Source organism: Streptomyces sp. NPDC020845, from assembly GCF_044334165.1.
Classification (GTDB): domain Bacteria; phylum Actinomycetota; class Actinomycetes; order Streptomycetales; family Streptomycetaceae; genus Streptomyces.
Genome location: NZ_JBIRSJ010000002.1, coordinates 364,669 through 389,997, shown reverse-complemented (window position 1 = coordinate 389,997; position 25,329 = coordinate 364,669). Strand labels below are relative to the sequence as shown.

The window sequence follows — 25,329 nt, the reverse complement described above, 5'->3', positions numbered from 1 at the left end:
GCGCGGGACTGGTGCCGAACGGTGACACCGGGCGCCGCGGCGGGGTCGGCTTCACCCCTTGTTGTGCCTTCGCGGGCGCCTTCGCGGGTGCCTTCGCGGGTGCTTTGGCTGTGCCCTGGTTGTGCGCGTGCCCTAGTTGTGCGACGCGGCGGCCAGCGCGGACAGCTCCTCCAGTGCGGTGGCCCAGGTCGCGGCGGCGTACTCCGCGTGCTTGGCCTTCGCGGCGTCCGGCACCGCGAGCTCCTGGATGCCGCTCTCGGTCAGACGGAGCCGGGTGCCGGGGCCCTCGGCGGAGAGCGCGAACTCCACCAGGGTCGAGTCGCCCGGTTCCGCGCCCAGGGCGCGGTCCGGCTCGCTGGCGAGCCGGAATCGGAACAGCGCGTCCGGCACCGCCTTCTCCACCCTGCCGTGGAACTCCCCCTGCTCATCCCAGCGGAAGCGGAGCGTCCCGCCGGGGCGCGGGTCGATTTCGCACCCCTCGAACGCGTACCAGACGCGGATGTGCTCGGGGGTCGTCAGCACCCGCCATACGCGGTCGACGGGCGCCTGGATGTACACCTCGCGCTCGATCCGGTCGGCCACCATGCCACCCATGTCACCACGCTAACCGCTCACCGCCCTACTCGAACGCCGGGCGCTCCGGGTCCAGCGCGGCCAGCCCCTCCCCGGGCGAGGAGGCATGGGCGAAATGGCGGCGCGGGATACGGCCGGCGCGGTGGGCCAGTCGGCCGGCCCGGACCGCGTACCGCATGGCCTCGGCCATCAGAACGGGCTCCTGGGCACGGGTGACGGCGGATGCGAGCATCACCGCCGCGCAGCCCAGCTCCATGGCGAGCGCGGCGTCCGAGGCGGTGCCCGCCCCCGCGTCCAGGATCACCGGGACCGTGGCGCGCTCGACGATCAGCTGGAAGTTGTGCGGATTGCGGATGCCGAGGCCAGAGCCGATGGGGGAGCCCAGCGGCATGATCGCGGCGCAGCCCACGTCCTCCAGCTTGCGGGCCAGGACCGGGTCGTCGTTGGTGTACGGCAGGACGGTGAAGCCGTCGTCGACCAGCGTCTCGGCGGCGTCCAGCAGCTCGACCGGGTCGGGGAGCAGGGTGCGCTCGTCGGCCACCACCTCCAGCTTGACCCAGTCGGTGCCCAGCGCCTCCCGCGCCAGCCGGGCGGTCAGCACCGCCTCACCGGCCGTGAAGCACCCGGCGGTGTTGGGCAGCACGCGGATGCCGTGCCGGTCGAGCACCGACAGGACCGAGCCCTGGACGGTGGGGTCCAGGCGGCGCATCGCGACGGTGGTCAGCTCCGTACCGGAGGCGAGCAGTGAGCGCTCCATGACCTCCAGGCTGGGCGCGCCGCCGGTGCCCATGATCAGGCGGGAGGAGAAGGCGGTCCCCGCGATGGTGAGCGGATCCGGGTCGGGGTCCGGTTCGGGGCGCATGGTGGCGTACGTCGTGTCGGGCATGGTGTTGTGCATCGTCTCGGCCATCTGGGGTTCAGCCTCCTTGGACCGCGGTGAGGACTTCGACCCGGTCTCCGTCGCCGAGCGGGGTGGCGGGCCACTGGCCGCGCGGGACGACCTGTTCGTTGACGGCCGCGGCGACCCCCGAGCGCGCCGGGGTCAGCTCCGCGACCAGCAGGTCGAGGGTGGTGCCGCCAGGGAGCTCGCGGGGCTCGCCGTTCACGGAGACGGTCATGGAGGCGCTCATGGACACGCTCATACGGGCTGCTCCTGCGGTACGGGGGTGGTGGGGCCGATGGGCGCGGCCGGGAAGCGCAGCGGGGAGAACGGCCGGGCCTCGTCCGGGAGTTCGCCGCGCGTCAGCACCTCGGCCATGACGTCGCCCGTGACGGGCGTGAGGAGGACGCCGTTGCGGTAGTGGCCGGTGGCCACGAGCAGGCCGGGCAGTGCGCTGGGGCCGAGCAGCGGCGCGTTGTCGGGGGAGCCGGGGCGCAGCCCGGCGCGGGTCTCGACGAGCGGCAGCTCGGTGATGCCGGGCACCAGCTCATGCGCGTCGCGCAGCAGTTCGTAGACGCCGCCCGCGGTGACCGTGGTGTCCCAGCCGAGCTCTTCCGAGGTGGCGCCGACGACCAGCTCGCCGTTCTCGCGCGGCACCAGATAGACATGCCCGCCGCGCACCTCGGCCCGTACGGTCCGGGACAGGAACGGCGCGTACGCGGGCGGTACGCGCAGCCGCAGCACCTGGCCCTTGACGGGGCGTACGGGGGGCAGCGCGCCCTCGGGGACGCCCGCGAGCCGCCCGCTGAAGCTGCCCGCGGCCAGTACGGTGCGCTCGGCCGCCAGCCGTGTGCCGTCGGCGAGTTCGACGCCAGTGGCGCGGTCCGCCGCGAGCGTGAGCCGTTCCGCGTGGGCGCGGTGGAAGACCACGCCGGCCCGCTCGCACGCGGTCAGCAGCGCCGCCGCCAGCCGCCGCGGGTCGACCTGGTGGTCCCCGTCGACGCGCAGGCCCCCGCGTACGCCCGGCGCGAGCATCGGCTCCAGGCGCCGGCATTCGCGCCCTGTCAGCCACTGCGACTCCAGCCCGAGCCGCCGCTGGAAGTCATGGAGTTCGCGCAGGTGGGCGCGGTCGTCGGGGTCGAAGGCCACGGCGAGCGTGCCGCAGGTGCGGAAGCCGACGTCCCGGCCGCTCGCCTCCTCCAGTTCGGCCACGAACTCCGGATAGCGGCGCGCGGAGGCGAGGTTGAGGGCGAGCAGCGTCTGCTCGCCGTAGTGGAGCTCGGTGACGGCCGCGAGCATTCCGGCCGCCACCTGGGCCGCGCCGCCGCCCGGCGCCGGGTCGGCGACGGCGGTGCGCAGGCCCCGCTGGGCCGCCCGCCACGCCGTGACCAGGCCGATGATGCCGCCGCCGACGACCAGCGCGTCGTACGGCCGGCCCGGCGGCCCGTCCGACGGCCCTTCCGGCGACCCCTCAGGCCCCGTAGACGAGGGTGTGCGAGATGCGTGCATGGGCGTAACGCCCCTCCCTTCGCCGGCATGACCCGGATCAGGTTCGTACGGTCGGAGGCCGCTTCAGCCTCCCTCTCAGCCCGCTGCGTCGGGCTCCCGCGAGTGCTTCGTCCCGCCAACCCTAGTACTAAGCTGCCCCGGGGAAGTAGGCGCAGGCCCCCACGCCGCCTGGCACGGCACCTCGCTGCGTTGTCGGAGTCGCCCGAGTAGGCCCACTACGAGGGCGATCCTCCGCCTTGCGATGCACCGCACCAGACGACGCGGGAACCCACTCCTACTTCCCCGGGGCCGCTTAGCCGGAACCGCCCGGAAGGGCGAGCCCCGCCGGGCGGTCCGGGGTCCCGGCCGCCCCTGTGCCCGAGATCTCGTCAGTCGGTTCTCCGGTGCGCCCCGTGCGCCGCCCTACAGTGATCGTGTGAGCGATGAGACGACGAAGTCGGCGTCCCCGGGGGGCAGCGGGCAGCAAGTGGTGATCGTCGGCGCGGGAATGGCCGGGGTGCAGACCGCTGTCGCGCTGCGCGACCAGGGCTGGACCGGCGGCATTCTGCTGCTCGGCGCCGAGGCGCACCAGCCGTACGACCGGCCGCCGCTGTCCAAGGCCGTGCTGCTCGGCAAGGCCGAGGGCTCCGCCTTCGACGTGGACTTCGCCGCGCTCGGCGTCGAGCTGCGGCTCGGAGTGTCCGTGACCGGCCTGGACACCGGCGCGCGGCGGCTGGAGACCGCGTCGGGCCCGGTGTCGTACGACGTCCTGGTGATCGCCACCGGCGCCGAGCCGATCACCCTGCCCGGCGGCGAGGGCGTGCCCGGTGTGCATCTGCTGCGCACGCTCGACGACGCGGAGCGGCTGCGTCCGGTGCTCGCCGGGCAGCGCGAGATCGTGGTGGTCGGGGCGGGCTGGATCGGCGCGGAGTTCGCCACGGCGGCGCGCGAGGCGGGCTGCGCCGTGACCGTCGTGGAGGCCGCCGACCGCCCGCTGGCGGGCGCCCTTCCGGCCGAGGTCGCCGCCCCCATGGCCGGCTGGTACGCCGACTACGGCGTCGAGCTGGTCACCGGAGCGCAGGTGGCCTCCGTGGACGCGCAGGGGGTGCTGCTCCAGGACGGCACGCGGCTGAGCGCGGACGCGGTGGTCGTCGGCATCGGGGCGCGGCCCGCCACGGGCTGGCTGGCGGGCTCGGGCGTCGAGCTGGCCCCGGACCGGTCCGTCGCCGCCGACGAACAGCTGCGCACCTCGGCGCCCGACGTCTACGCCGTCGGGGACTGCGCGTCGTTCCCCTCCGCACGCTACGGCGAGCGGCTGCTGGTGCACCACTGGGACAACGCCCTCCAGGGGCCGCGCACCGTCGCCGCCAATGTGGTCGGCAGCCGGACCGCGCATTTCACCGGTTCGGTCTACGACCCGGTGCCGTATTTCTGGTCCGAGCAGTTCGGCCGCTTCGTGCAGTACGCGGGCCACCACGCCGCCGCCGACGAACTCGTCTGGCGCGGCGACCCGGAGGGCGCGGCCTGGTCGGTGTGCTGGCTGCGCGACGGGGCGCTGGTCGCCCTGCTGGCCGTCGGCCGTCCGCGCGATCTGGCCCAGGGCCGCAAGCTGATCGAGCAGGGCTCCCGGCTGGACCGCGCCCTCGCCGCGGACCCGTCGGTGCCGCTCAAGTCGGCGGTCCTGTGACCCTCGGCGCACCCCTGCGGCGACCTTGGCAGAGGCGCGGCCGACGGCGGTGTTGACGGCGTCTTGCCCGGTGCCCGACTACCCACTGTCAGTCCGAGATGGCAGGCTTGTCCCGTGACCGAGATTGACGCAAAGATCGATGCTCTCGTCCCCGCCTGGCTCACCCTCCCCGACATCGCCGAACGGCTCGGTGTCGAGGTGACGCGCGTGCGGCAGCTGGTCAAGGAGGGTCAGCTGATCGCGGTGCGCCGTGGCGAGAATCGGGTGCTTCAGGTGCCCGCCGAGTTCATCGGTGACGGAAAGGTCGTCAAGGGCCTGGTGGGCACCCTGACGCTGCTGAGGGACGACGGCTTCAGCGACGAGGAGATGCTGGAGTGGCTCTTCACCCCGGACCCGAGCCTGCCCGGCACCCCGGCTCAGGCCCTGCACGAGAATCGCGGCACCGAGGTCAAGCGCCGCGCCCAGGCGCTCGCCGTCTGAGCCGCGGCTGAGCCGCCGCTGACCCACCGCACCATCCGTACCGTCATCGTCTGAATCACCACCCGCGGCGTACGGGCCGGCCGCTCCGGTCCGTACGCCGCCGATACGCCGCCCACACGCGGCCGGAACGCCGCCGATCCAGCCGACTGTCCAGCCCGATCCAGCCGCCGATCCAGGGGGAAAGCCGTCCCAATGGCCGCCGCCACTGCCACCGCCACCGCCCGCGAGCAGCTTGCTGACGCCCGGCTCTATCTGTGTACTGACGCCCGCCGGCGCCAGGGCGATCTGCCGGAGTTCCTGGACGCCGTCCTGGGGTCGGGGGTGGACATCGTCCAGCTGCGTGACAAGGGCATGGAGGCCCGCGAGGAGCTTGACCATCTCGCGGTGTTCGCCGACGCCTGCCGCCGCCACGGCAAGCTGCTGGCGGTCAACGACCGGGCGGACGTCGCCCATGCCATCGGCTCCGATGTGCTGCACCTGGGCCAGGGCGATCTGCCGGTCCCGGCGGCGCGCGCGATCCTCGGCGCGGATGTGCTGATCGGGCGGTCCACCCACGCACCGGCCGAGGCGGAGGCCGCGGCCGCCGAGCCGGGCGTCGACTACTTCTGCACCGGGCCCTGCTGGCCCACCCCCACCAAGCCGGGGCGGTCCGCCCCGGGCCTGTCGCTGGTGCGCCACACGGCCGCCCTGAAGCCCGCTCGGCCCTGGTTCGCCATCGGCGGAATCGACGCCTCGAACCTGGACGAGGTGCTGGAGGCGGGCGCGCGGCGGATCGTCGTGGTGCGGGCGATCACCGAGGCCGAGGACCCCGGCGCGGCCACCGCCGAGCTGGCCAAGCGGGTGCGCGCTCGCGATCTGTGAGAGGTGTGTGGCTCTGCCCGTCGTCGGCTCGTTGTCGGCAAAGTGTCCGCAGTACGGACCAAGACCCGGCGAAAGGGGCATAACGCCCCCGCCCGCTGTCCCTGTGCCGCACCGCTGGCTAACCTTCCCGTATGGCCCTTGGCACAGCCTCCACCAGGACAGATCGCGCGCGGACGGTGCGTGATCTACTCGCATCAGGCGAGCAGTCGTACTCCTTCGAATTCTTCGCCCCGAAGACGGAGAAGGGAGAACAGACGCTGTGGAACGCCATCCGCCGGCTCGAAGCCGTCTCGCCGACCTTCGTCTCCGTGACGTACGGAGCGGGCGGCTCCTCCCGTGAGGGGACCGTGCGCGTCACCGAGCGCATCGCGACCGACACCACGCTCACCCCGGTCGCCCACCTCACCGCCGTCAACCACTCCCGCGCCGAGCTCCGCAACGTCATCGGGCAGTACGCGGGCGCCGGAATCCGCAACATGCTGGCCCTGCGCGGCGACCCGCCCGGCGACCCGATGGGCGAGTGGGTCCGCCACCCCGACGGCGTCAGCTACGCCGCCGAACTGGTCGAGCTGATCAAGGAGTCGGGCGACTTCTGCGTCGGCGTCGCGGCCTTCCCCGAGATGCACCCGCGCTCGGCGGACTGGGACACCGACGTCCGCCACTTCGTCGACAAGTGCCGCGCGGGCGCGGACTTCGCGATCACCCAGATGTTCTTCTACGCCGAGGACTATCTGCGGCTGCGTGACCGGGTCGCCGCCACGGGCTGTACGACGCCGATCATCCCTGAAATCATGCCCGTCACAAACGTGAAGCAGATCGAGCGCTTCGCGCAGCTGAGCAATGCCGCCTTCCCGCCCGACCTCGCGGAGCGGATCCTGGCGGTGAAGGACGACGCGGCGGCTGTACGCTCGATCGGAATCGACTACGCCACGGAATTGTGCGCGCGGTTGATGGCCGAGGAGATCCCCGGACTTCACTTCATTACGCTGAACCACTCCCCGGCGACGCTGGAGATCTACGAGAATCTGGGACTGCATCAGCGGTCCTGAGGACGGCAGCCGACGGGCGGCCGCACGAGAGGGGCGGGCATGGGCTGGACGGTCCTCTACATCGCGTTCGGCGTGGTCGCGCTGTGGCTGCTGGGAGAGGTGCTGCTGCAGTACAAGGCGCGGCTGCGCTGGCGGCTCCTCGCCTTCACCGGTTTCCTCGGTGTGGTGGCCGGGGTGCTCATCCCGTCCGTGCCGGTGATCGGCGCGGGTGCGATCACCTTCGCGGTCGGCCAGACGTACGTCACGCTGTCCTTCCGGCGCGGCTTCGCCGCCGGGTGGGCGCTGCGCGGGGTGCCCGGCCTCAGCCGCGGGGAGGACGAGGGCGCCCCGCCCCCGGTGGACGCCGACCCGACGCTCCAGGTCTCCGACCTGGAGGCGGTCCCGATGGCCGCACCGGAGCCGCCCGCGTACCAGCCGGAGCCGCTGCCGGACGACACGGGCGAGTACGGCGTCTACGGCGACTCCGCCGCGCACGCCGCACAGAGCGCGCCGGGCGCGGGGGTCGGCGGCTACGGCGGCTATGAGACCTACGGCGGCTACGGCACCACGGACGGCCGAGACGTCTACGCGGACGCGGCCCAGGGCCACAGCAACGGCCAGGACCTCTACGCGGACGCCGGGCAGTACGGCTACGGCGCCGGGGCGTACGCGGGCTACACCGACCCGTACGGCGGCTCCCAGCAGCCGGGGTACGACCAGCAGGGCGGTCAGCAGTACGGCGACCAGCACCAGCAGTACGCCGCCTACGGCCAGGACCAGTACGGCGGCGGCGACGCCCTCAGCGACCACTATGCCGCGGAGCCCTCCTACGGCGGGCAGCAGCAGTACGCCCCCGACGCCGGGATGCAGCCCGGCGGGGGATGGGTCCCCCAGCAGCGCGACGGCGACGGCGGACTTCCGCAGGACCAGTCGCAGTACCCGTACCAGCAGCAGGACTACAACAACGGCGGCTACGACGAGCGGTACCGCTACTGAGAGCGGTACCGCTACTGACTGACGGCTGAGCGCCGACGGCTCTCGTCGGCGCCCCGTCACTGCCGCAGCATCGCCGTATCAGCGCCGTACCGCCGCAGTGGTCGCTGCGGCCGCTGCGGTCACTGCGAGCCGCGCCAGTCCGCGCCGCCGACGATCAGGCCGGCCACCATCGTGCCGGACATCCCCGCATGGGCCAGCCCGCCGCCCGGATGCGCCCAGCCGCCCGCCAGATACAGGCCCGGCAGCCGGGTCGCGTTCGCGGGGCGCAGAAAGCGGCCCTCCGCGCCGGCCAGCGCGGGTCCGGGCACGGCGCCGCCCGTGGCGCCGGTGTCCGCGGCGGTGTCGGCGGGGGTGCGCACCTCGCGCCACAGGAGCCGGTCGCGCAGCCCCGGTATCGCCGCCTCGGCGACCGCCACGAGCCGGTCCGCGTCCTCCTCGGCGGCCGTGCCGTCGATCCAGTCGACCGGCCCGTGCGGGGCGACGGTCGCGATGAGCGTGACGGCCTCGTGGTTCTCGTCGGGGCGGGTCGTGGGGTCGTCCGGGCGCAGCACGGTCACCGTCGGGCGGGGGCACGGCGCGCGCGTCCCGAGACCGGCACCGGGCCCGCCGGGCCCGCCGGGCCCGCCGGGCCCGTCTGCCTCGCCGAAGACCGCCGCCAGCTCGGCGTCGCGATCCGGAGCGTGCACCACCGTGCGGTGCGCCGTGTCCTCGGGGCGCGCGCCGCGCAGCGCGAGGAACACCGTGAGCCGCCCCGCCGCCCCATCGCCGGGCCCACTGCCGAGCGCCCCGCCGCCGGGGCGCACATCGCCGTCGTGCCAGGGCTCGGCGCCGCCGAGCAGCGCGGGCAGCAGCGCCGGGTCGATGCCGGCCACCACCGCGTCCGCCTCCGCCACCGAGCCGTCGGCCAGCTCCACGCCCGCCGCGCGCCCGTCCTTCTCGACGATGCCGACGACCTCGGCGCCGAAGCTGAACCGCACCTTCCGGGCCCGGCAGCGCTCGTACACCGCGTCTGCCAGCGCCCGTATGCCGCCGCGCGCGTACCAGGTGCCGAAGGTCTGCTCCAGATAGGGCAGCACCGCGGCACTGGCCGGAGCGGTGCGCGGATCAAGGCTGTGCGCGAGCGCATGGCTCTCCAGCAGGGCGACGGCCCTGGGGTCCTTCAGCTCGCGGCGCGCCACATCGGCGAGCGCGGCGGGTCTCCGGGCGGCTCCACCGTCCCGCCGGAACCACCCGGAGACCCCGCGCCGGGCCGGCGCCGGATACGGGTCGCGGCCCAGGGTCTGCCAGTCCGCGCGCAGCGGCTCCTCGAGCAGCGGTCTGCGGGTGGCGTCCCATGCCTCGCGCGCCCGGTTCACCAGGTCGCTCCAGCGCTCGCCCGCGCCCGCGCCAAAGGCGTCGTCCAGCGCCCGGACGACCCCCGCCCGCGACGCGTTGGGCAGCGGGACATCCGTGCCGTCGGCGAAGACATGCCTGCTCGCGGGGTCGACCTGGGTCAGCTCGACGCACTGCTCCAGGGTCTCCTTGCCGGTCTTCACAAACAGATCGCGATAGACGGCGGGCAGATGGAGCAGCCCGGGGCCGGTGTCGAAGGCGAAGCCGTCCCGCTCGAAGCGTCCGACCCCGCCGCCATGAGTCTGCCCGCGCTCGTACACCGCCACCTGGTGGCCCGCGACGGCCAGCCGGGCGGCGGCCGCCATGGCGCCCATCCCAGCGCCGATCACCGCAATCCGTGCCATGACCGCGACTTTATCCGCCACCACTGACACCCGGGCACCCCGGGCACCGCGGCCTGGGGACAACCGCCCAGGGCTTGAGTACAGGTACCTAGGCGGACAGATGAGTAGCCGTGCGGATGGGGCATGACCTGCGCGGACGGGAGAGTGGTGGACGCGGAAGGGGCGCGGCGCCGGACCGCCGACACGGGGCGGCGGAACGGCGTGGCGACCTTCCGAGTGGGGGAGACCCCCGGGGGAACACAGGGGACGGGGAGGTTTCCCCCAGCCATCGCTGGGGGCGCCCCCTGTTCTGGTGCGGATCGATCGGGGTTCGAACCGCACCAGAACAGGGGGTCCCCCCGGCGGTAGCTGGGGGAACCTCTCTGGGGCCAGTCAGGCTCAGCCCGGGGTCCGGGCGCTCTTGGCGGGTGCTCCGACACCCTGGGCCGGGGCTCCGACACCCTGGGCCGGGGCTCCGACACCTTGAGCCGGGGCTCCGACACCTTGAGTCGGGGCTCCGACACCTTGAGTCGGGGCTCCGCCCACACGGCCCTGCAGCAGCCGCGACAGCGCGGCGTGCACATCGTCCAGCGACCGCTCCGGCTGGTACGACTGCCAGTCCAGCGCCGCCACCAGCACCATCCCGAACAGCGCCGAGGCCGTCAGCGGGATGTCGATGTCCTCGCTCAGCTCCCGCGCGGCCACGCCTTCCCGCAGCACCGACTCGATCACCGCTATGGCCTGCCGCCGCACCAGCATCAGCGTGGGCTGCCAGGCCCTGTTGGTGCGCCACAGCTCGGCGACGTACAGCTGGGTCAGCGAGGGGTGGCGGGCGATGAAGTGCAGGCCCGCGCGGACCATCGCGTCCAGCGCGTCGACATGGCTGCCGCCGCGTTCGGCGGTCTCGTCGGCGGCGCTCTGGAGCGAGGCGGTCAGCAGCTCGATGCCGTGCCGCAGCAGCTCCTCGAAGAGCACGGTCTTGCTCGCGAAGTTGTAGTAGACCGTGCCCTTGGCCACTCCGGCTCGTTCGGCGATCTCGTCCACGGTGGTGGAGGAGAACCCCTGCTCCGCGATGAGGGTGACCGCTGCCTCGAAAAGCTTCTGCCGGGTGGCCTGGCGACGCGTGCTGCTGCTGTCCATGGCGCTGATTGTGCCCGCTGCCCAAGTGGTCCCGCTCACAGGCCCGTTCCCGAGACGATCATAGGCTCAGCTCCGGGTGAAGTCGCTTCACCGACCTGACCGGACGCGGTCGTGACGGCGAGACGCATTGTCGGAGCGGCTGGCCAATCGAACGCCATTCCGGGACGTCCGCGCAGGTCAGAGTCGATTGTCAGTGGTGTGCCCCACGATGGGCCCATACGGCGGTCGCTTTACCACATGACCGGCCGCCACGCGACGACAGGAGGTTCGTCATGGCCAGTACCGCCGCAGCGCGCCGGCACCGTGCCGCCGCCCCTGCCCCTTCGTTGACCGGTCCCGCGAGTGATGTCCACCCCGTGCTGCGCCGCGCGTCCGCGCCGCCCGCCGCCCTCGACCTGCTCACCCAGGCCCACCACGGCCTGGAAGAGGCCGCCGGGCTGGAGACCGCCAATGAGCGCTTCGCCACCGCCCACCTCGCCGCCCTGCGCACCGCGGCCGCCGTGCTCGCCGTGCGCGGCCGCCCCGAGCCCACCGCGCGCCGCCGCGCGCGGATCCGCAGCGCTTGGGAAGTGCTGCCCGAAGTCGCCCCCGAACTGACCGAGTGGAGCGCCCTGTTCGCCTCGGGCGCCGACCGCAGGGCCCGCGCCGAGGCGGGCATACCCGGCGCGGCCAACTGCCGGGACGCCGACGATCTGCTGCGCGCCGTCTCGATGTTCCTGCGCCTGGTCGAGCGGATGCTGGCCCTCCAGCCCGCGCTGCCGCAGCCGGCCGCGCCCGGCGAGAAGGAGGGCGCGTAGCGGCGGGCCGGGCGCCCGGGAGCGCCTCCCTCCCGGGCCCCGGCGGGGAGGCGCCGGGGACCCGGCAGGGAGGTGCCGGGGGCGGGCGGTCCTCGGACCAGCGCAGGGGGCGCCTCCCGGCCGTAGCTGCGGGAGCATCGCGCCAGAGGCAATAGGCTGGGAGCGCCGACGTCAGTAACTCGTCGTCACCGCCGCAGGTGGTGGCGGCACCGCGCCGAGGAGCCACCCGCCGTGTCAGACCCGCTGCGCCCCCGTGCGTCCCTCCGTACCGCCGTGGTGTGGGAGGTCCTCAAAGACGCCCTGGACCGCCGGGTCAAGGCGGTGGGCCAGGGCCTCGGCGAGGGCGACCGCGCGCCCGGTGTGCTGGACGTGCTCGACACCGGAGGCGGCAGCGGCAACTTCGCGGTGCCGGTCGCCCGCCTCGGCCACCGTGTCACGGTGGTCGACCCGAGCCCCAACGCGCTGTTCGCGCTGGAGCGGCGGGCCGCCGAGGCCGGTGTCGCCGACCGGGTGCGCGGGGTCCAGGGCGATGCCGCCGACCTGTTCGAGGTGGCCGAGCGCGGCGGCTATGACGTGGTGCTGTGCCATGGCGTGCTGGAGTACGTCGACGACCCGGCCGAGGGCCTGAGCAACGCGGCGGCGGCCCTGCGCCCGGCCGGCACCCTCAGCGTGCTCGCGGCGGGCCTCGGCGGCGCCGTGCTCGCCCGGGCGCTGGCCGGCCACTTCACCGAGGCCCGGCAAGCGCTTGCGGATCCGGCCGGCCGCTGGGGCGCCGGCGACCCGATGCCCCGCCGCTTCACCCCCGAGCAGCTGACCGGACTGATCGCGGCGGCGGGCCTGGAGGTCGGGGCGGTGCACGGGGTGCGGGTCTTCGCCGATCTGGTGCCCGGTGTGCTGGTCGACACCGAACCGGACGCCCTGGACGCCCTGCTGCAACTTGAGGCCGCCGCCGCGGAGCTGCCCGCCTTCCACTCCGTCGCCACCCAGCTGCATGTGCTCGCGGAGCGCGAGTGACCGCTGAGCGGCCCCGGGGAAGTGGGGGTGGGTTCCCGTGTCGTCTGGTGCAGGGGGCACCTCCCAGCGGTAGCTGGGGGAGGCTGATGTCACTGCGGTGGCGTGGGGGCCTGCCTCTGCTTCCCCGGGGTCGCTCAGACCCCTCCGGCCTGCGTGACCGCATCACGGACGGCGCAGGTGGAGTAGGCCACAGGCCCTCCGATCGGCCGCCTTGCCCCGTATGATCGAGGTACACCGTCGGGCATGGCGGATCGGCGGGAGGGGAATGCACGTCTCAGCGTCAACTAATGCCACGCGCGTACCGGTGACGAATTGGCGCAGAGGGGCGGGTTTCACGGGGGCGATTCCCTGCCTATCCTGAAAGGGTCGCACCCGGTCGCCCCCCGCGACCGACGAGTAGGAGGACTCCGTGCCGCTCTCGGAGCACGAGCAGCGCATGCTCGAGCAAATGGAGCGAGCGCTGTACGCCGAAGACCCCAAGTTCGCGACAGCGCTTGAGGGCAGCGGCCTGCGCACGTACACCCGGCGACGGGTCTATCAGGCGATCGCGGGCTTTCTGGTGGGCGTTGCGCTCCTGATGGTCGGCGTGATCATTCCGCAGCAGATCTGGATCAGCGTGGTGGGCTTCCTCGTCATGCTGGGGTGTGCCGGGCTCGCGGTGACCGGCTGGCGCAAGGCGCCCAAGCCCGGCGAGCGGCCCCAGGCGGGCGGGGGCGGGCCTGCGGCCCGTCGCCAGAGCCGTCAGCGCCGCTCCATGATGAGCCGGATCGAGGAGCGGTGGCAGCGCCGCCGCGATGAACAGGGCCACTGAGCCCTGACCGTCCGGGTGGGCCACACATACGTGGCCCACACGTACCTGGGCCACACGTACCTGGGCCACACGTACCTGGGCCACACGTACCGGCGCGAGCACAGCGCAACCAGCACCAGAAGCGCGCATAAGCAAGCGCACGCGTCATCTCGTACATGAGCGAGGGTCGTACATGAGCGAGGGGCGGTCGCCACCCGGCGGCCGCCCCTCGCTTCGCTGTCGCGTCCCTCGTCCCCGTCAGCCCTGCTGACGGCGGGGGCCGCCCCGCAGCCCGGACATCCACCGTGCCCACCGGGGCGCGCCCCACCGCGCGACCAGCGCGGACCAGCGCGCCGAGGCCGCCCAGACCACCCGGACCGCCGACCGCGGGGCCAGCAGCGCCCGCAGCCGGTCCCACCGCCCGGCCTTGGCCCGGAATCCGGCCAGCACCAGCCGCACCTCGTCGCCGACGCCCGGCGCCGGCCGCGGCCGCGGTGCGAACAGCACCTGCTCGACCGCCGCGGCCACCCGCCGCGCCGCCTCGGCCGCCTCCTGGTCGAGCTCCGCCATCCGCACGATGCGGGCCACCGCGTTGCGCGAGGTCTGGGAGTCGTCCGGCACGATCCCGAAGTCCCAGGCGGTGTCGAGTAGTTCCCGCCAGGCCGCCAGGATCCGGTCGGCGGCGTCCTGCTCGGTGCGCCCGGCCGAGCCGCTGAGTCTGCGGGCCCGCAGCCGCTGCCGCCACAGCATCGGCAGCAGGGGGATCACCAGCAGCAGCACCGCGGACGAACTCCAGCCGATCCGCTTGCTGACCGACCAGCCGCCGCCCGAGGAGGGCTTGTCGGGCTGCTCGCCCGCGGCCCCGCCGCACTCGCCGAGCTTCTTCATGTCCTGCGCGCAGCTGTCCGACGCCGACGGCGCGGCCGACGGCTCTTCGGACGCGGTGGGCGCCTGCGTCGGGTCATCGGTGGAGTCGCCGGAGGGCGTCTGCTCCATCGTGTAGTCGGGCTGGGTGCCGCGGCTGGGGGTGGGCTCGAAACGGGTCCAGCCGACGCCCTCGAAGTACAGCTCGGGCCAGGCGTGGGCGTCCTTGAGCCCGACCGACACCGAGCCGTCCGCCTGCGCGGTGCCGGGGGTGAACCCGACGGCCACCCGGGCCGGGATGCCCAGGGTGCGGGCCATGGCCGCCATGGAGAAGGAGAAGTGGACGCAGAAGCCCTCCTTCTGCTGGAGGAACTTGACGATGGCGGCCGAGCCGCTGCCCGACTGCACCTTGGTGTCGTAGCGGAACCCGCCGTTCACGGCGAACCAGTCCTGCAGCTTCACCGCCTGCTCATACGCGTTCGAAGCGCCCGCGGTCACCTGGCGCGCCGTGCGGGCGACCACGGACGGCAGCGAGTCCGGCACCTTGGTGTACTCCCGCAGCAGCTTCGCCGGCGGCTGGGGCGCGGCGGCCAGCTGCGCCGCGGTCGGCTCCACGACCAGGCTGTTGACCTGGTACCGCATCCCGCGGGTGGTCTGGCCGCGGTCGCCGACCAGCGTCCGGCCCTCCGGTTCGTAGCGCCAGCGGCCGTCGATGTCGACCTTCATGGCGGGGTAGGGGAGGGGCAGCCAGTTCTGGGCGTACCAGTCGGCGGCCTGGATCGAGGTGTCGATCGAGGAGACACGGACGGAGGGGCCGAGACCGGCCGGGGTGGGCAGATCGTCCGGCACGTCCTGGACATGCCGCTCCGAGGACTTCCACGCCGCCCCGTCGAACTTGTCCAGCGCGACGATCCGCAGATACATGTCCTGGGTGGTCTGGGAGGAGGTGCGGTACCGCAGCACCTCGCGGTTCTGCGGCTGGTTCAGGCTGTCCTGCAGCGACACCAGCGGATTCACCGCCGAGATCGTGCCGTTTCCCCCGCCCCCGCCACCGCCGCCGTTCTTCTGGTCCAGCAGCCCGCCGTCCAGGGACGGCAGCACCGCGGGCACCGCCAGGGCGATGCCCAGCGCCAGCACGCCGATCCTGCGGCCGGTGCGGACCGGGGCCAGCGCCGGGCTGCCGCCAGCCCCGGCCAGGCCCGAGGGCCCCATCCCGTACGGGCGCGGGGCGCCGCCGCTGAACACCCGGCCCCACTGGGACAGCCGGTCCCGCCCCTCGGCCAGCAGCAACAGCAGATAGCCGGCCGCCGCCACCAGGAACCACACCCAGTCGTCGCCGCCGTCGGACAGGCCCGCCGCGACCGAGTACAGCGCGAGCAGCGGCAGCCCGGCGGGGGCGGCGCTGCGGTAGGTCACCGCCAGCGCGTCGACCACAAGACCTATCACCAGCACCCCGCCGACCAGCATCAGCTGGATGCCGTCGGTGACCGGCGCCGGGATCGCGTACTGCCCCACGTCGACCGTGCCCTGCTGCAGCAGACGCCCGAGCGCCTGGAACGCCTGCGGGCTCGGGAGCACCCCGGCCAGCGCCTCGTGGCGGGCAAAGGTGATCGTGAGCAGCAGCAGGCCCACCACGGCCTGCGCCGCCAGCGTCAGCGGGCGCGCCAGTGGCACCCGGCGGGCCAGCGCGCCCACCGTGCTCTGGATCGCCAGCAGCAGTGCGGCCTGCACAAGCCAGCCGGGCTTGTCGACCAGCGGCAGCAGCGCGCAGGCCGCCGCCATCGTCGCCAGCGCGGCGCATATCGCCAGTCGCACGCTTCCGCTCATGCCCAGCCCCCTGTCATACCGCCGCCCGCCAGCGGCCGCCCGGCGTCGGCCTGGACGCCGCCCTGGGCGTCGGCCTGCCGCCACAGCTGCGCCAGCGTGGTGCCGGGGGTGACCGGCAGCGCCGTCCACCCCGACTCCCGCAGCAGCCGCAGCCGCTCCTCCAGACCGCGCGGGTCCGGCGCCCACGCGCCCCGGGACCAGGCGCCGCCGTCCAGGACGAACGCCACCGCCGTCCCGGTGCGGTGCCGCATCCGGCCGACCATCGTCGCCTGCTCCTCGTCCAGATCGCCGAGGAACGCCACCAGCAGTCCCTCGTTCCCTCCGCGCAGCGCCTCGTAGGCCCGGGAGAGCCCGGCCTCCTCGGAGTGGTCCACCACCGCGAGGGTGTCGAGCATCAGCCCGGCCGTGTCCGCCGAGTCATGGCCCGAGCCGGTGAAGCCGCCCCCGCTGTCCGGGCCAGGCACCGAGCTGCCGGTGTCGGTCAGCAGCCGGACCCCGTAGCCCCGCTCCAGCAGATGCACCGCGGCCGAGGCCGCTCCGGAGACCGCCCACTCGAACGCCGAGTCCGGCCCCGAGCCCTGGTGGGCCACGCTCCGGGTGTCCAGCAGCACCGTGCAGCTGGCGCGCTGCGGCTGCTCCTCACGGCGGACCATCAGCTCGCCGTAGCGCGCGGTGGACCGCCAGTGGACCCGGCGCAGATCGTCGCCGTGGCGGTAGCCGCGCGGGATGACATCGTCCTCGCCCGCGAGCGCGAGCGACCGGTGCCGCCCGTCGCCGTAGCCCATGGCCTCGCCCGCGAAGCGCACCAGAGGCAGCGGCTCGACCCGCGGCACCACCGTCAGCGTGTCGTACGCGCTGAAGGAGCGGGTGAGCTCGCACATCCCGAACGGGTCGTTCAACCGCAGCTGCAGCGGGCCGAGCGGATAGCGGCCGCGCAGATCCGAGCGGACCCGATAGGACACCTCGCGACGCCCGCCCGGCTCCACCCGGTCCAGCACGAAGCGAGGCCGCGGCCCGAGCACATAAGGCACGCGGTCCTGCAGCATCAGCAGGCCGGTGGGCAGCCGCGAGACATTGTCGATACGCAGATGCACCCGGGCCTCGGAGCCCGCCGGGACCCGCGCGGGCGAGAGCCGCCGGCTGCCCGCCACCCGGTAACGGGTGCGATAGACCACGGCCACACACACCAGGGGCAGCACCGCGAGCAGCAGCCCCACCCGCAGCAGATCCGCCTGCCCCAGGACATAGCTGCACACCGCGGCCGCCACCCCGGCCGCCAGGAACGAACGGCCGCGGGTGGTCAGGCCGGCGAGCGCCGCGCGCAACCCGCCCCGGTCCTCGCGGCCGTCGCCGTCTCCGGGGGCCATGGGCATCCCCCCTGCCGTCATCACAGCCTCCGCGCTCCCGGCGGCTGCTGACCGTACTCAACCGGGGGCGCGGGCGGCACGGGCGGCATCGGACCGGCGCCCGGGGGCACCGGACCGGCACCGGGCGGCAGCGGCGCCCCGGGCGGTGGCATGGGGGCCGCGCCGGGCGGCACCTGCTGCCCCGCGCCGCGCGGGGCAGCGCTCGGCACCGGGGTGCGCTGCAGTATGTCCGCGACCACCTGCTCCGCGGTGCGCCGGTTCAGCTGGGCCTGCGCGGTCGGCAGCAGCCGGTGGGCCAGCACGGCCACCGCGAGCGACTGCACATCGTCGGGCAGGGCGAAGTCCCGCCCGGTCAGCGCCGCGGCCGCCTTCGCCGCCCGGAGCAGATGCAGCGTCGCCCGTGGGGAGGCGCCCAGCCGCAGATCGGGGTGGTTCCGCGTGGCGGAGACCAGGTCGACCGCATACCGCCGGACCGCCTCGGCCACATGGACCTCGCGGACCGCCTCGATGAGCTTGGCGATCTCATGGGCGTGGGCCACCGGCTGCAGATCGTCCAGCGGGGAGACACCGCCATGGACGTCCAGCATCTGGAGCTCGGCCTGCGGGCTCGGATAGCCGATCGACACGCGCGCCATGAAGCGGTCGCGCTGCGCCTCGGGCAGCGGGTACGTGCCCTCCATCTCGATCGGGTTCTGCGTGGCCACGACCATGAAGGGGGTCGGCAGCTCGTAGGTCTGCCCGTCGATGGTGACCTGCCGCTCCTCCATCGACTCCAGCAGCGCCGACTGGGTCTTGGGCGAGGCCCGGTTGATCTCGTCGCCGATGACGATCTGGGAAAAGATCGCACCCGGCTTGAACTCGAAATCCTTCTGCTGCTGGTCGTACACGCTCACGCCGGTGATATCCGACGGCAGCAGGTCTGGCGTGAACTGGATACGGCGCACCGAGCAGTCGATGGACTTCGCGAGCGCCTTGGCAAGCATGGTCTTTCCCACGCCCGGGACATCCTCCAGCAGCAGATGTCCCTCAGCGAGCAGTACGGTCAGCGAAAGCCGCACGACCTCGGGCTTGCCCTCGATCACACCCTCCACCGACCTGCGGATCCGCTCCGCTGTGGTGGTCAGATCGCTGAGGCTCGCTCGCTCGTCATAGGTCGTCACCCGGCCCTCCTCGGCCCGATCTCGGGCCGATGCCCTCGGAACGGACCGGCCCACCGCAACACGCTGACATCAGCCCCCCGCAAGCCGCGGGGGGCGATGTCACATACGCATTCTTGCGGTCCCGGCCTCATCTCGTCACTCGGCTGTGGATAACCCGGAGTAATTTGTCGGGACTGGAGGGTTTTGAGGAGTTAAAACCGGCTCACCCGCGTGGCGTCACCTCGCGCAGCAGACCCGTCGTCACGTCGAAGACGAAGCCGCGCACATCATCCTTGTGGAGCAGGAACGGGGAAGTCCGCACCCGCTGCATCGACTGGCGTACGTCGGTGTCGAGGTCCTTGAACGCCTCGACCGCCCACGACGGCCGCTGGCCGACCTCGGCCTCCAGGTCGTGCCGGAAGTCCTCGGTCAGATTCAGCAGACCGCAGCCCGTGTGGTGGATGAGCACAATGCTGCGGGTGCCCAGCGCGCGCTGGCTGATGGTCAGGGAACGGATGACGTCGTCGGTGACCACACCGCCCGCGTTGCGGATGGTGTGGCAGTCGCCCAGATCCAGGCCGAGCGCCTCGTGCAGGTCGAGACGCGCGTCCATGCAGGCGACCACGGCGACGCGCAGCACGGGGCGCGCGTCCATGCCGGGGTCCTGGAACTCGGCGGCGTAACGGTGGTTGGCTTCTACGAGGCGATCAGTGACCGTACCTCCCGTGCGGGCGGCGCTGTCGGCGCTGTCGGTGCTGTCGGTGGGCTGGGGCAGCGGCTGCGGCGCGGATATCGACATGGCTGGGACACTACCTTCCACCAGGGGATTTTGTCTTTTCTTTAGATAGGGCAAACGGGTGTATCGACAGGCACGCGGCCTTTCGTGTGAGAGACCCCACACGGGTGGCGCCCGCGCCTGAGTGCGCCCGCCCGCTCGCGTTGGCGTGTTTTGACACCCGCGGCGGGCACGCTGGCCGGTTGGTTGACCGAAGGGACGAGTGGACTAAAGTGGCGCGAAGTGGGAGGCCCGACACTCCCCAAGGATCCCGGATATTTCGCGTGAGCGCGGTGCGTACGTACCACTCGGCCTCCTCCCGCTCCGGCCGCCTGACGTCACTTCCCCGGCGCCAGTAGGTCACTTCCCCTTCAGAGCGGGTGGGGACCCAGCGGTGCGTGCCCTCCTCGCCCGACCCTCAGAAGGGCGCACGAGCAGCGCATGAGCAGCAACGCTCTCCACGTCCCCGTCATGCTCCAGCGCTGCCTGGACATGCTCGCCCCCGCCCTGGAGCGGCCCGGAGCGGTCGTGGTGGACTGCACCCTGGGCCTCGGCGGCCACAGCGAGGCGCTGCTGCGCACCTTCCCCGAGGCCCGGCTGGTCGCCCTGGACCGCGACCCGGCAGCGCTCGAACTCTCCGGCGCGCGGCTCGCCCCCTACGGCGACCGGGCGACCCTCGTACACGCCGTCTACGACGAGCTCCCCGAGGTCCTGGCTCGGCTCGGCACCCCGCGCGTCCAGGGGATCCTCTTCGACCTCGGCGTGTCGTCCATGCAACTGGACGAGGCCGAGCGGGGTTTCGCGTACGCGCAGGACGCGCCGCTGGACATGCGGATGGACCAGACGACCGGGATCAGCGCGGCCGAGGTGCTCAACACCTACCCGCCGGGCGAACTGGTGCGGATCCTGCGGACGTACGGCGAGGAGAAGTTCGCCAGGAAGATCGTGGACGCGGTGGTGCGCGAGCGCGCGAAGGAGCCCTTCCGCAACAGCGCCCGACTGGTCGAACTGATCCGTGAAGCCCTGCCGCAGGCCGCCAAGCGCACCGGCGGCAACCCCGCCAAGCGCACCTTCCAGGCGCTGCGGATCGAGGTCAACGGCGAGCTCACGGTCCTGGAACGCGCCATCCCGGCCGCGGTCGCGGCCCTCGCGGTCGGCGGCCGGATCGCCGTCCTCTCCTACCACTCGCTCGAGGACCGCCTGGTCAAGCACGTACTCGGAGCCGGCGCTGAGACCACCGCACCCCCCGGTCTGCCGGTCGTCCCCGAGCGCTACCAGCCCCGCCTCAAGCTGCTCACCCGCGGCGCTGAGCTCCCCACGGAAGAAGAGATCGCCGAAAACCGCCGCGCCGCCCCCGCCCGCCTGAGGGGCGCGGAGCGCATCCGCGAGGAGGTCGCACCGTGAGCGACGCGGCGCACGCCGTCGCCGGGGCGGAACCTGTGGCCTGGTGGCGCGGGCGGAGAGAGGAACGCGTCGTGGACGGGGACAGGGGGACGTGGTGATGGCTGGGGGGCCGCGGGTGGCGCGGCGGACGCCGTTTGTGTTGTTGGTCGTGGTGTTGCTGGGGTCCGGGCTGATCGCGTTGCTGCTGCTCAACTCCTCCCTCAACCAAGGGTCCTTCGAGCTCAGCAGGCTGGAGAAGCAGACCGACGAGCTCTCCGACGAGCGGCAGGCGCTGCAGCAGGAAGTGGACCGGCTCTCCGCGCCGGACGCGCTGGAGCGGCGGGCCCGGGAGCTCGGGATGGTGCCGGGCGGCAGTCCGGCGTTTCTGAACCCGGACGGCAGCGTCAGCGGCGCGCCCGCCCCCGCCGCCTCCGGCGGTCCCTCGGTGTACCGCGCCCCCGGGGCGTCCCTGCCGTCGCTGCCCGCCGCGTCGCCCTCGGCTCAGGCCTCCGCCCCCGGGCCCACGGCGGCATCGCCGGGCGCGGTGTCCGACGACGCCGAGGCATCCCCGGCGCCCTCGGCGGCGCCGGCCGCCGACGGCACCGCGACCGCCACCGCACCCGGCGCCGCCCCGTCCGCGAACTCCACCCCCGCCCCTCGGTAGGTGACACGGTGACGCGACCCTCTGCCCGCGCCAGGACCGCCCGCGCCAGGACCGCCTGCGCCAAGGCCGCCCCCGGGGCGGCGGCGTGACGGCCCCGCGCGACCCCCGCCGCCTGCCCGGCCCCGCCGGACCGCCGCGGGGCGACGGCCGCCCGCGCCAGGGCGCGCCGCGCCGATCGGGCGACCCCCGCCCCGCCCCACGGCGGCCCGGCGGGCCCGCCCGCCCGGGGAACGCCGCCCCGCCGTTGCGGCTGGGCAGTCCGCGTCCCCGGCTGCGGCTGATCAGCCTCGGCCTCACCCTGATCATGCTGGTCTTCGTCGTACGGCTGCTCCAGGTGCAGGCCGTCGACGCCGGTGCGTACGCGGCGAAGGCCAATGTGAACCGCTACATCCCGGTCACGCTGGCCGCCGAGCGCGGCTCGATCACCGACCGCCACGGCGTCGACCTGGCGACCACCGTGGACGCGTACGACATCACCGCCGCCCCCGACCTCCTCACCCCCAAGACGGCCAAGATCGACGACGCCCCGCGCCAGGCCGCCGCGCTGCTCGCGCCGATCCTCGGCGAGGAGCAGGCGGAGCTGGAGCGGAAGCTCACCGCCAATCCGAAGTCGCAGTACGTGGTGCTGGCCCGCCAGCAGTCCCCGCAGGTGTGGAAGCAGATCAAGGACCTCAAGAACGCGCTGGACGGCGCGGCGGCCAAGGGCAAGGGCGTGAACGTCCTGGCCGGGGTCAACCGCGAGGCGCACAGCAAGCGGGTCTACCCGAACGGGAACCTCGCCGCCGGAGTGCTCGGCTTCGTGGACGCGGGGGGGCACGGCGCGGCCGGCGTCGAGCGGGAGCTGAACAAGCAACTCGCGGGCAAGGACGGAAAGCGGGTCTACGCCCAGTCCGGCGGCCGTCAGGTGCCCACCGGAGACGTCAAGGAGCAGCCCGCGGTGCCCGGTAGCGATGTCGAGCTGACGATCGACCGCGACATCCAGTGGGCCGCGCAGAGCGCCATCAGCGAGCAGGTGAAGGCGTCCAAGGCGGACAGCGGCTATGTGGTCGTCCAGGACACCCGCACCGGCGAGATCCTGGCCCTGGCCAACGCCCCGGGGTTCGACCCGAACGACATCTCCGGCGCGAACGCCGACGCCCTGGGCAACGCCGCGCTCTCGGACGCGTACGAACCGGGCAGCGTCAGCAAGCTGATGTCGATGGCCGCGGTCCTGGAGGAGGGCGTCGCCACCTGGGACACCCATGTGGTGGTCCCCAACCGGCTGCCGCGCGCGGACCGCGCCTTCGCGGACGACATCGACCACCCCACCTGGTACCTCACGCTCAACGGGGTACTCGCCAAGTCCAGCAACATCGGCACGATCCTCGCCACCGAGCAGCTGGGGAAGAACCAGAAGCAGGCCGATCGGATTCTCTACTCCTATCTGCGGAAGTTCGGGATCGGCAGCTACACCGGGCTCGGCTTCCCCGGCGAGACCCGGGGCATCCTGGCCAAGCCGGAGGACTGGAGCGCCTCACAGCAGTACACGATCCCCTTCGGCCAGGGGCTCTCGCTCAACGCCGTACAGGCGGCCTCCGTCTACTCCACCATCGCCAACGGCGGCGAACGCATCCAGCCGTCCCTGGTGCGCGGCACCCAGGGCTCCGGAGACCGCTTCTCGGCCGCGCCGCACCCCAAGCGGACCCGGGTGGTCAGCGAGAAGACCGCGAAGACGCTCACCTCGATGCTCGAATCCGTCATCGACGACCAGCAGGGCACCGGGACCAAGGCGAAGATTCCCGGCTACCGCGTCGCGGGCAAGACCGGCACGTCCAACCGGGTGGACCCCAAGACCGGCCGCTACCACGGCTACACCGCCTCGTTCGCGGGCTTCGCGCCCGCCGACCAGCCGCGGGTGACCGTGTACTGCGCCGTCCAGAACCCGACCAAGGGCAGCTACTTCGGCGGCCAGGTCTGCGGGCCGGTCTTCAAACAGGTCATGGAGTTCTCGCTGAAGACGCTGCAGGTGGCCCCGTCCGGAAAGCGGGCGGCGCGGCTGCCGGTCAGCTACAGCCCCGGCCGGTGACCGCCCTCGCCATGTCCCTGTTCACTCCGCATCCGCGCACACCACCCCCCGGCCCAGCCGTCTCCCACCACCACCCTCAACCGTCCGCGCTGCGCGCAGCACCCCCTCATTTCGCGGGGGAGCGGGTGCGGCGGGTAGTCTCACGCCGTGCCCCAAGCTGATCAGTCTCAAACCTCCCAGCCCTCGCAGCTCTCCCCCAAGGGTGGCCCGTCGAGCTACCCGGGAGCGCCCCGGCCTCTGCAGGTCCGCGCGATCCCGCTCCGGGAGCTGGCCGATCAGCTGGGCATCGACGCCCCCAAGGCCCCCGAGGGGGCGGCCGCCACGGGTATCACCCACGACTCGCGGGCCGTACGCCCCGGCGACGTCTACGCGGCCCTGCCCGGCGCCCGCCTGCACGGCGCGGACTTCGCCGCCCAGGCCGCCGACCTCGGCGCGGTCGCCGTGCTCACCGACCCGGGCGGCGCCGACCGCGCGGCGGCCACCGGGCTGCCGGTCCTGGCCGTCGAGAACCCGCGCGGCCGGATGGGCGCGCTGGCCGCCACGATCTACGGCGAGCCGGGCCGGGACCTGCTGCAGATCGGCATCACCGGCACCTCGGGCAAGACCACGACCGCGTACCTCGTCGAGGGCGGGCTGAAGGCGGCCGCCGCCAAGGGCGACGGTTCGCTCACCGGCCTCATCGGCACCGTCGAGTCGCGGATCGGCGACGAGCGGATCAAATCCGAGCGCACCACCCCCGAGGCCACCGATCTGCAGGCCCTCTTCGCGGTGATGCGCGAGCGCGGGGTCGGCTCGCTGGCCATGGAGGTCTCCAGCCACGCCCTGGTGCTCGGCCGGGTCGACGGCTGCGTCTTCGACGTCGCCGTCTTCAACAACCTCAGCCCGGAGCACATGGAGTTCCACTCCGATATGGAGGACTACTTCCAGGCGAAGGCCCAGTTGTTCACCAAGGCGCGCAGCCGCGCCGCGGTGATCAACCTGGACGACGAGTACGGCAAGCGCCTGGTGGACCTCTCCGAGGTCCCGGTCACCACCTTCTCCGCCGAGGGCCACCCCGACGCCCACTGGCGCGCGGCCGACGTGACCGTGGGCCCGCTCGGCTCCGAGTTCACCATCCTCGGCCCGAACGGCGAGTCCGTGACCGCCGCCGCGCCCCTCCCGGGCGCCTTCAACGTCGCCAACACGCTCGCCGCCGTCGTCTCGCTCGCCGTCGCCGGGATCGACCCGCAGACCGCCGCCGACGGTGTCGCGGCCGTCCCGGGCGTGCCCGGCCGGCTTGAGCGCGTGGACGCCGGACAGCCGTATCTCGCTGTTGTGGACTACGCACACAAGACGGACGCCGTCGAGTCGGTCCTGCGCGCCCTGCGCAAGGTCACCGAGGGCAGGCTGCACGCCGTCCTCGGCTGCGGCGGCGACCGCGATCAGCAAAAACGCGGCCCTATGGGCGCCGCCGTCGCCCGTTACGCCGACACCGCCGTGCTGACCTCCGACAACCCCCGCTCCGAGGACCCGCTGGCGATCCTGGCCACCATGCTCGCGGGCGCCGCCGAGGTGCCCGCTCACGAACGCGGCGATGTGCTGGTCGACGCCGACCGGGCGCAGGCCATCGCCGCCGCCGTCGCCCGCGCCGAGCCCGGCGACACCGTGCTGGTTGCGGGCAAGGGCCATGAGCTGGGCCAGGACATCGCCGGGGTGGTACGCCCCTTCGACGACCGCCAGGTACTGCGCGAAGCCATCGAGCTCGCCATCAAACGCCAAGACAACCAGGGATGACAGACCGCCATGCGCGCACCAGC

Annotated in this window: 21 protein-coding genes, 1 pseudogene and 1 riboswitch; of the genes and pseudogenes, 12 read left to right on the top strand and 10 right to left on the bottom strand. The window is 73.3% G+C overall.

Annotation, left to right across the window (positions count from 1 at the left end):
- Positions 1-132 precede the first annotated feature (132 nt).
- The 4 genes from ACH4U7_RS05650 to thiO all read right to left on the bottom strand — a co-directional run bounded on the left by ACH4U7_RS05650 (position 133) and on the right by thiO (position 2,962).
- Entirely contained in the window at positions 133-594 is a 462-nt protein-coding gene (locus ACH4U7_RS05650) for an SRPBCC domain-containing protein (protein WP_398526727.1), read from the bottom strand.
- Positions 595-619: 25 nt separating this feature from the next.
- Positions 620-1,435 carry a thiazole synthase gene (locus tag ACH4U7_RS05645; RefSeq protein ID WP_398527001.1) on the bottom strand — a complete coding sequence of 272 codons (816 nt, stop codon included), beginning with the start codon at positions 1,433-1,435 and terminating at the stop codon, positions 620-622.
- Between the two features lie 55 nt (positions 1,436-1,490).
- Positions 1,491-1,691: a sulfur carrier protein ThiS gene (thiS, locus tag ACH4U7_RS05640; protein ID WP_385626051.1), complete on the bottom strand. Its 201-nt coding sequence runs from the start codon at positions 1,689-1,691 to the stop codon at positions 1,491-1,493.
- 20 nt (positions 1,692-1,711) lie between these two features.
- Positions 1,712-2,962 (bottom strand): glycine oxidase ThiO, encoded by a 1,251-nt coding sequence (thiO, locus tag ACH4U7_RS05635; RefSeq protein WP_398526726.1) that lies wholly within the window; start codon positions 2,960-2,962, stop codon positions 1,712-1,714.
- Positions 2,959-3,072, bottom strand: a riboswitch (TPP riboswitch). Its footprint overlaps the gene before it by 4 nt.
- 305 nt (positions 3,073-3,377) lie before the next feature.
- Here thiO and ACH4U7_RS05630 point away from each other — a divergent pair.
- The 5 genes from ACH4U7_RS05630 (at position 3,378) to ACH4U7_RS05610 (ending at position 7,993) form a co-directional block, all read left to right on the top strand.
- A complete protein-coding gene (locus ACH4U7_RS05630; RefSeq protein WP_398526725.1) occupies positions 3,378-4,628 on the top strand; it encodes an NAD(P)/FAD-dependent oxidoreductase in 1,251 nt (416 codons plus the stop codon).
- A 114-nt stretch (positions 4,629-4,742) separates the two neighbouring features.
- Entirely contained in the window at positions 4,743-5,108 is a 366-nt protein-coding gene (locus ACH4U7_RS05625) for an Rv2175c family DNA-binding protein (RefSeq protein ID WP_089514139.1), read from the top strand.
- Between the two features lie 192 nt (positions 5,109-5,300).
- Positions 5,301-5,969: a thiamine phosphate synthase gene (gene thiE, locus ACH4U7_RS05620; RefSeq protein ID WP_398526724.1), complete on the top strand. Its 669-nt coding sequence runs from the start codon at positions 5,301-5,303 to the stop codon at positions 5,967-5,969.
- A 131-nt stretch (positions 5,970-6,100) separates the two neighbouring features.
- Positions 6,101-7,018: a methylenetetrahydrofolate reductase [NAD(P)H] gene (metF, locus tag ACH4U7_RS05615; RefSeq protein ID WP_398526723.1), complete on the top strand. Its 918-nt coding sequence runs from the start codon at positions 6,101-6,103 to the stop codon at positions 7,016-7,018.
- A 39-nt stretch (positions 7,019-7,057) separates the two neighbouring features.
- Entirely contained in the window at positions 7,058-7,993 is a 936-nt protein-coding gene (locus ACH4U7_RS05610) for a hypothetical protein (RefSeq protein ID WP_398526722.1), read from the top strand.
- 119 nt (positions 7,994-8,112) lie between these two features.
- Here ACH4U7_RS05610 and ACH4U7_RS05605 read toward each other — a convergent pair whose 3' ends face one another.
- The gene (locus ACH4U7_RS05605) at positions 8,113-9,729 is read right to left on the bottom strand and encodes a phytoene desaturase family protein (protein WP_398526721.1); all 1,617 of its coding nucleotides are present in this window, start codon (positions 9,727-9,729) and stop codon (positions 8,113-8,115) included.
- Between the two features lie 513 nt (positions 9,730-10,242).
- Positions 10,243-10,848: pseudogene (locus tag ACH4U7_RS05600) on the bottom strand (TetR/AcrR family transcriptional regulator); the annotation flags it as partial.
- 272 nt (positions 10,849-11,120) lie between these two features.
- On the opposite strand from ACH4U7_RS05600, the gene ACH4U7_RS05595 reads away from it, so the two are divergent.
- The 3 genes from ACH4U7_RS05595 (at position 11,121) to ACH4U7_RS05585 (ending at position 13,470) form a co-directional block, all read left to right on the top strand.
- Positions 11,121-11,645: an SAV_6107 family HEPN domain-containing protein gene (locus tag ACH4U7_RS05595; protein ID WP_398526720.1), complete on the top strand. Its 525-nt coding sequence runs from the start codon at positions 11,121-11,123 to the stop codon at positions 11,643-11,645.
- Positions 11,646-11,876: 231 nt separating this feature from the next.
- Entirely contained in the window at positions 11,877-12,659 is a 783-nt protein-coding gene (locus tag ACH4U7_RS05590) for a methyltransferase (RefSeq protein WP_398526719.1), read from the top strand.
- Positions 12,660-13,068: 409 nt separating this feature from the next.
- Positions 13,069-13,470, top strand: coding sequence for a DUF3040 domain-containing protein (locus ACH4U7_RS05585; protein ID WP_014180435.1), 402 nt, complete (start codon positions 13,069-13,071; stop codon positions 13,468-13,470).
- Between the two features lie 237 nt (positions 13,471-13,707).
- Here the strand turns inward: ACH4U7_RS05585 and ACH4U7_RS05580 are convergent, their stop codons facing one another.
- The 4 genes from ACH4U7_RS05580 to ACH4U7_RS05565 all read right to left on the bottom strand — a co-directional run bounded on the left by ACH4U7_RS05580 (position 13,708) and on the right by ACH4U7_RS05565 (position 19,445).
- Positions 13,708-16,140, bottom strand: a complete 2,433-nt coding sequence (locus tag ACH4U7_RS05580) for a transglutaminaseTgpA domain-containing protein (RefSeq protein WP_398526718.1) — start codon at positions 16,138-16,140, stop codon at positions 13,708-13,710.
- On the bottom strand, positions 16,137-17,513 hold the full coding sequence (locus ACH4U7_RS05575) for a DUF58 domain-containing protein (RefSeq protein ID WP_398527000.1): 1,377 nt from the start codon (positions 17,511-17,513) through the stop codon (positions 16,137-16,139). The genes ACH4U7_RS05580 and ACH4U7_RS05575 overlap by 4 nt, the downstream gene beginning before the upstream one ends.
- Positions 17,514-17,527: 14 nt before the next feature.
- Positions 17,528-18,667: a MoxR family ATPase gene (locus tag ACH4U7_RS05570; protein WP_089514115.1), complete on the bottom strand. Its 1,140-nt coding sequence runs from the start codon at positions 18,665-18,667 to the stop codon at positions 17,528-17,530.
- A 202-nt stretch (positions 18,668-18,869) separates the two neighbouring features.
- Positions 18,870-19,445, bottom strand: coding sequence for a beta-class carbonic anhydrase (locus tag ACH4U7_RS05565; protein ID WP_398526717.1), 576 nt, complete (start codon positions 19,443-19,445; stop codon positions 18,870-18,872).
- A gap of 417 nt (positions 19,446-19,862) precedes the next feature.
- Between ACH4U7_RS05565 and rsmH the strand changes: the two genes are divergently transcribed.
- The 4 genes from rsmH to ACH4U7_RS05545 all read left to right on the top strand — a co-directional run bounded on the left by rsmH (position 19,863) and on the right by ACH4U7_RS05545 (position 25,306).
- The gene (gene rsmH / locus ACH4U7_RS05560) at positions 19,863-20,825 is read left to right on the top strand and encodes a 16S rRNA (cytosine(1402)-N(4))-methyltransferase RsmH (protein ID WP_089514110.1); all 963 of its coding nucleotides are present in this window, start codon (positions 19,863-19,865) and stop codon (positions 20,823-20,825) included.
- 97 nt (positions 20,826-20,922) lie between these two features.
- On the top strand, positions 20,923-21,468 hold the full coding sequence (locus tag ACH4U7_RS05555; protein ID WP_398526716.1) for a septum formation initiator family protein: 546 nt from the start codon (positions 20,923-20,925) through the stop codon (positions 21,466-21,468).
- Between the two features lie 85 nt (positions 21,469-21,553).
- Positions 21,554-23,533 (top strand): penicillin-binding transpeptidase domain-containing protein, encoded by a 1,980-nt coding sequence (locus ACH4U7_RS05550; protein ID WP_398526715.1) that lies wholly within the window; start codon positions 21,554-21,556, stop codon positions 23,531-23,533.
- A gap of 147 nt (positions 23,534-23,680) precedes the next feature.
- A complete protein-coding gene (locus ACH4U7_RS05545; protein ID WP_398526714.1) occupies positions 23,681-25,306 on the top strand; it encodes a UDP-N-acetylmuramoyl-L-alanyl-D-glutamate--2,6-diaminopimelate ligase in 1,626 nt (541 codons plus the stop codon).
- The last annotated feature ends 23 nt before the right edge of the window (positions 25,307-25,329 follow it).

What these genes read in the sequence shown, in the direction of transcription:
- ACH4U7_RS05650 (WP_398526727.1), bottom strand. Translation starts at nt 594, where the DNA reads ATGGGTGGCATGGTGGCCGACCGGATCGAGCGCGAGGTGTACATCCAG.
- ACH4U7_RS05645 (WP_398527001.1), bottom strand. Translation starts at nt 1,435, where the DNA reads ATGCGCCCCGAACCGGACCCCGACCCGGATCCGCTCACCATCGCGGGG.
- thiS (WP_385626051.1), bottom strand. Translation starts at nt 1,691, where the DNA reads ATGACCGTCTCCGTGAACGGCGAGCCCCGCGAGCTCCCTGGCGGCACC.
- thiO (WP_398526726.1), bottom strand. Translation starts at nt 2,962, where the DNA reads ATGCACGCATCTCGCACACCCTCGTCTACGGGGCCTGAGGGGTCGCCG.
- thiE (WP_398526724.1), top strand. Translation starts at nt 5,301, where the DNA reads ATGGCCGCCGCCACTGCCACCGCCACCGCCCGCGAGCAGCTTGCTGAC.
- metF (WP_398526723.1), top strand. Translation starts at nt 6,101, where the DNA reads ATGGCCCTTGGCACAGCCTCCACCAGGACAGATCGCGCGCGGACGGTG.
- ACH4U7_RS05610 (WP_398526722.1), top strand. Translation starts at nt 7,058, where the DNA reads ATGGGCTGGACGGTCCTCTACATCGCGTTCGGCGTGGTCGCGCTGTGG.
- ACH4U7_RS05605 (WP_398526721.1), bottom strand. Translation starts at nt 9,729, where the DNA reads ATGGCACGGATTGCGGTGATCGGCGCTGGGATGGGCGCCATGGCGGCC.
- ACH4U7_RS05595 (WP_398526720.1), top strand. Translation starts at nt 11,121, where the DNA reads ATGGCCAGTACCGCCGCAGCGCGCCGGCACCGTGCCGCCGCCCCTGCC.
- ACH4U7_RS05580 (WP_398526718.1), bottom strand. Translation starts at nt 16,140, where the DNA reads ATGAGCGGAAGCGTGCGACTGGCGATATGCGCCGCGCTGGCGACGATG.
- ACH4U7_RS05575 (WP_398527000.1), bottom strand. Translation starts at nt 17,513, where the DNA reads ATGCCCATGGCCCCCGGAGACGGCGACGGCCGCGAGGACCGGGGCGGG.
- ACH4U7_RS05565 (WP_398526717.1), bottom strand. Translation starts at nt 19,445, where the DNA reads ATGTCGATATCCGCGCCGCAGCCGCTGCCCCAGCCCACCGACAGCACC.
- rsmH (WP_089514110.1), top strand. Translation starts at nt 19,863, where the DNA reads ATGAGCAGCAACGCTCTCCACGTCCCCGTCATGCTCCAGCGCTGCCTG.
- ACH4U7_RS05555 (WP_398526716.1), top strand. Translation starts at nt 20,923, where the DNA reads ATGGCTGGGGGGCCGCGGGTGGCGCGGCGGACGCCGTTTGTGTTGTTG.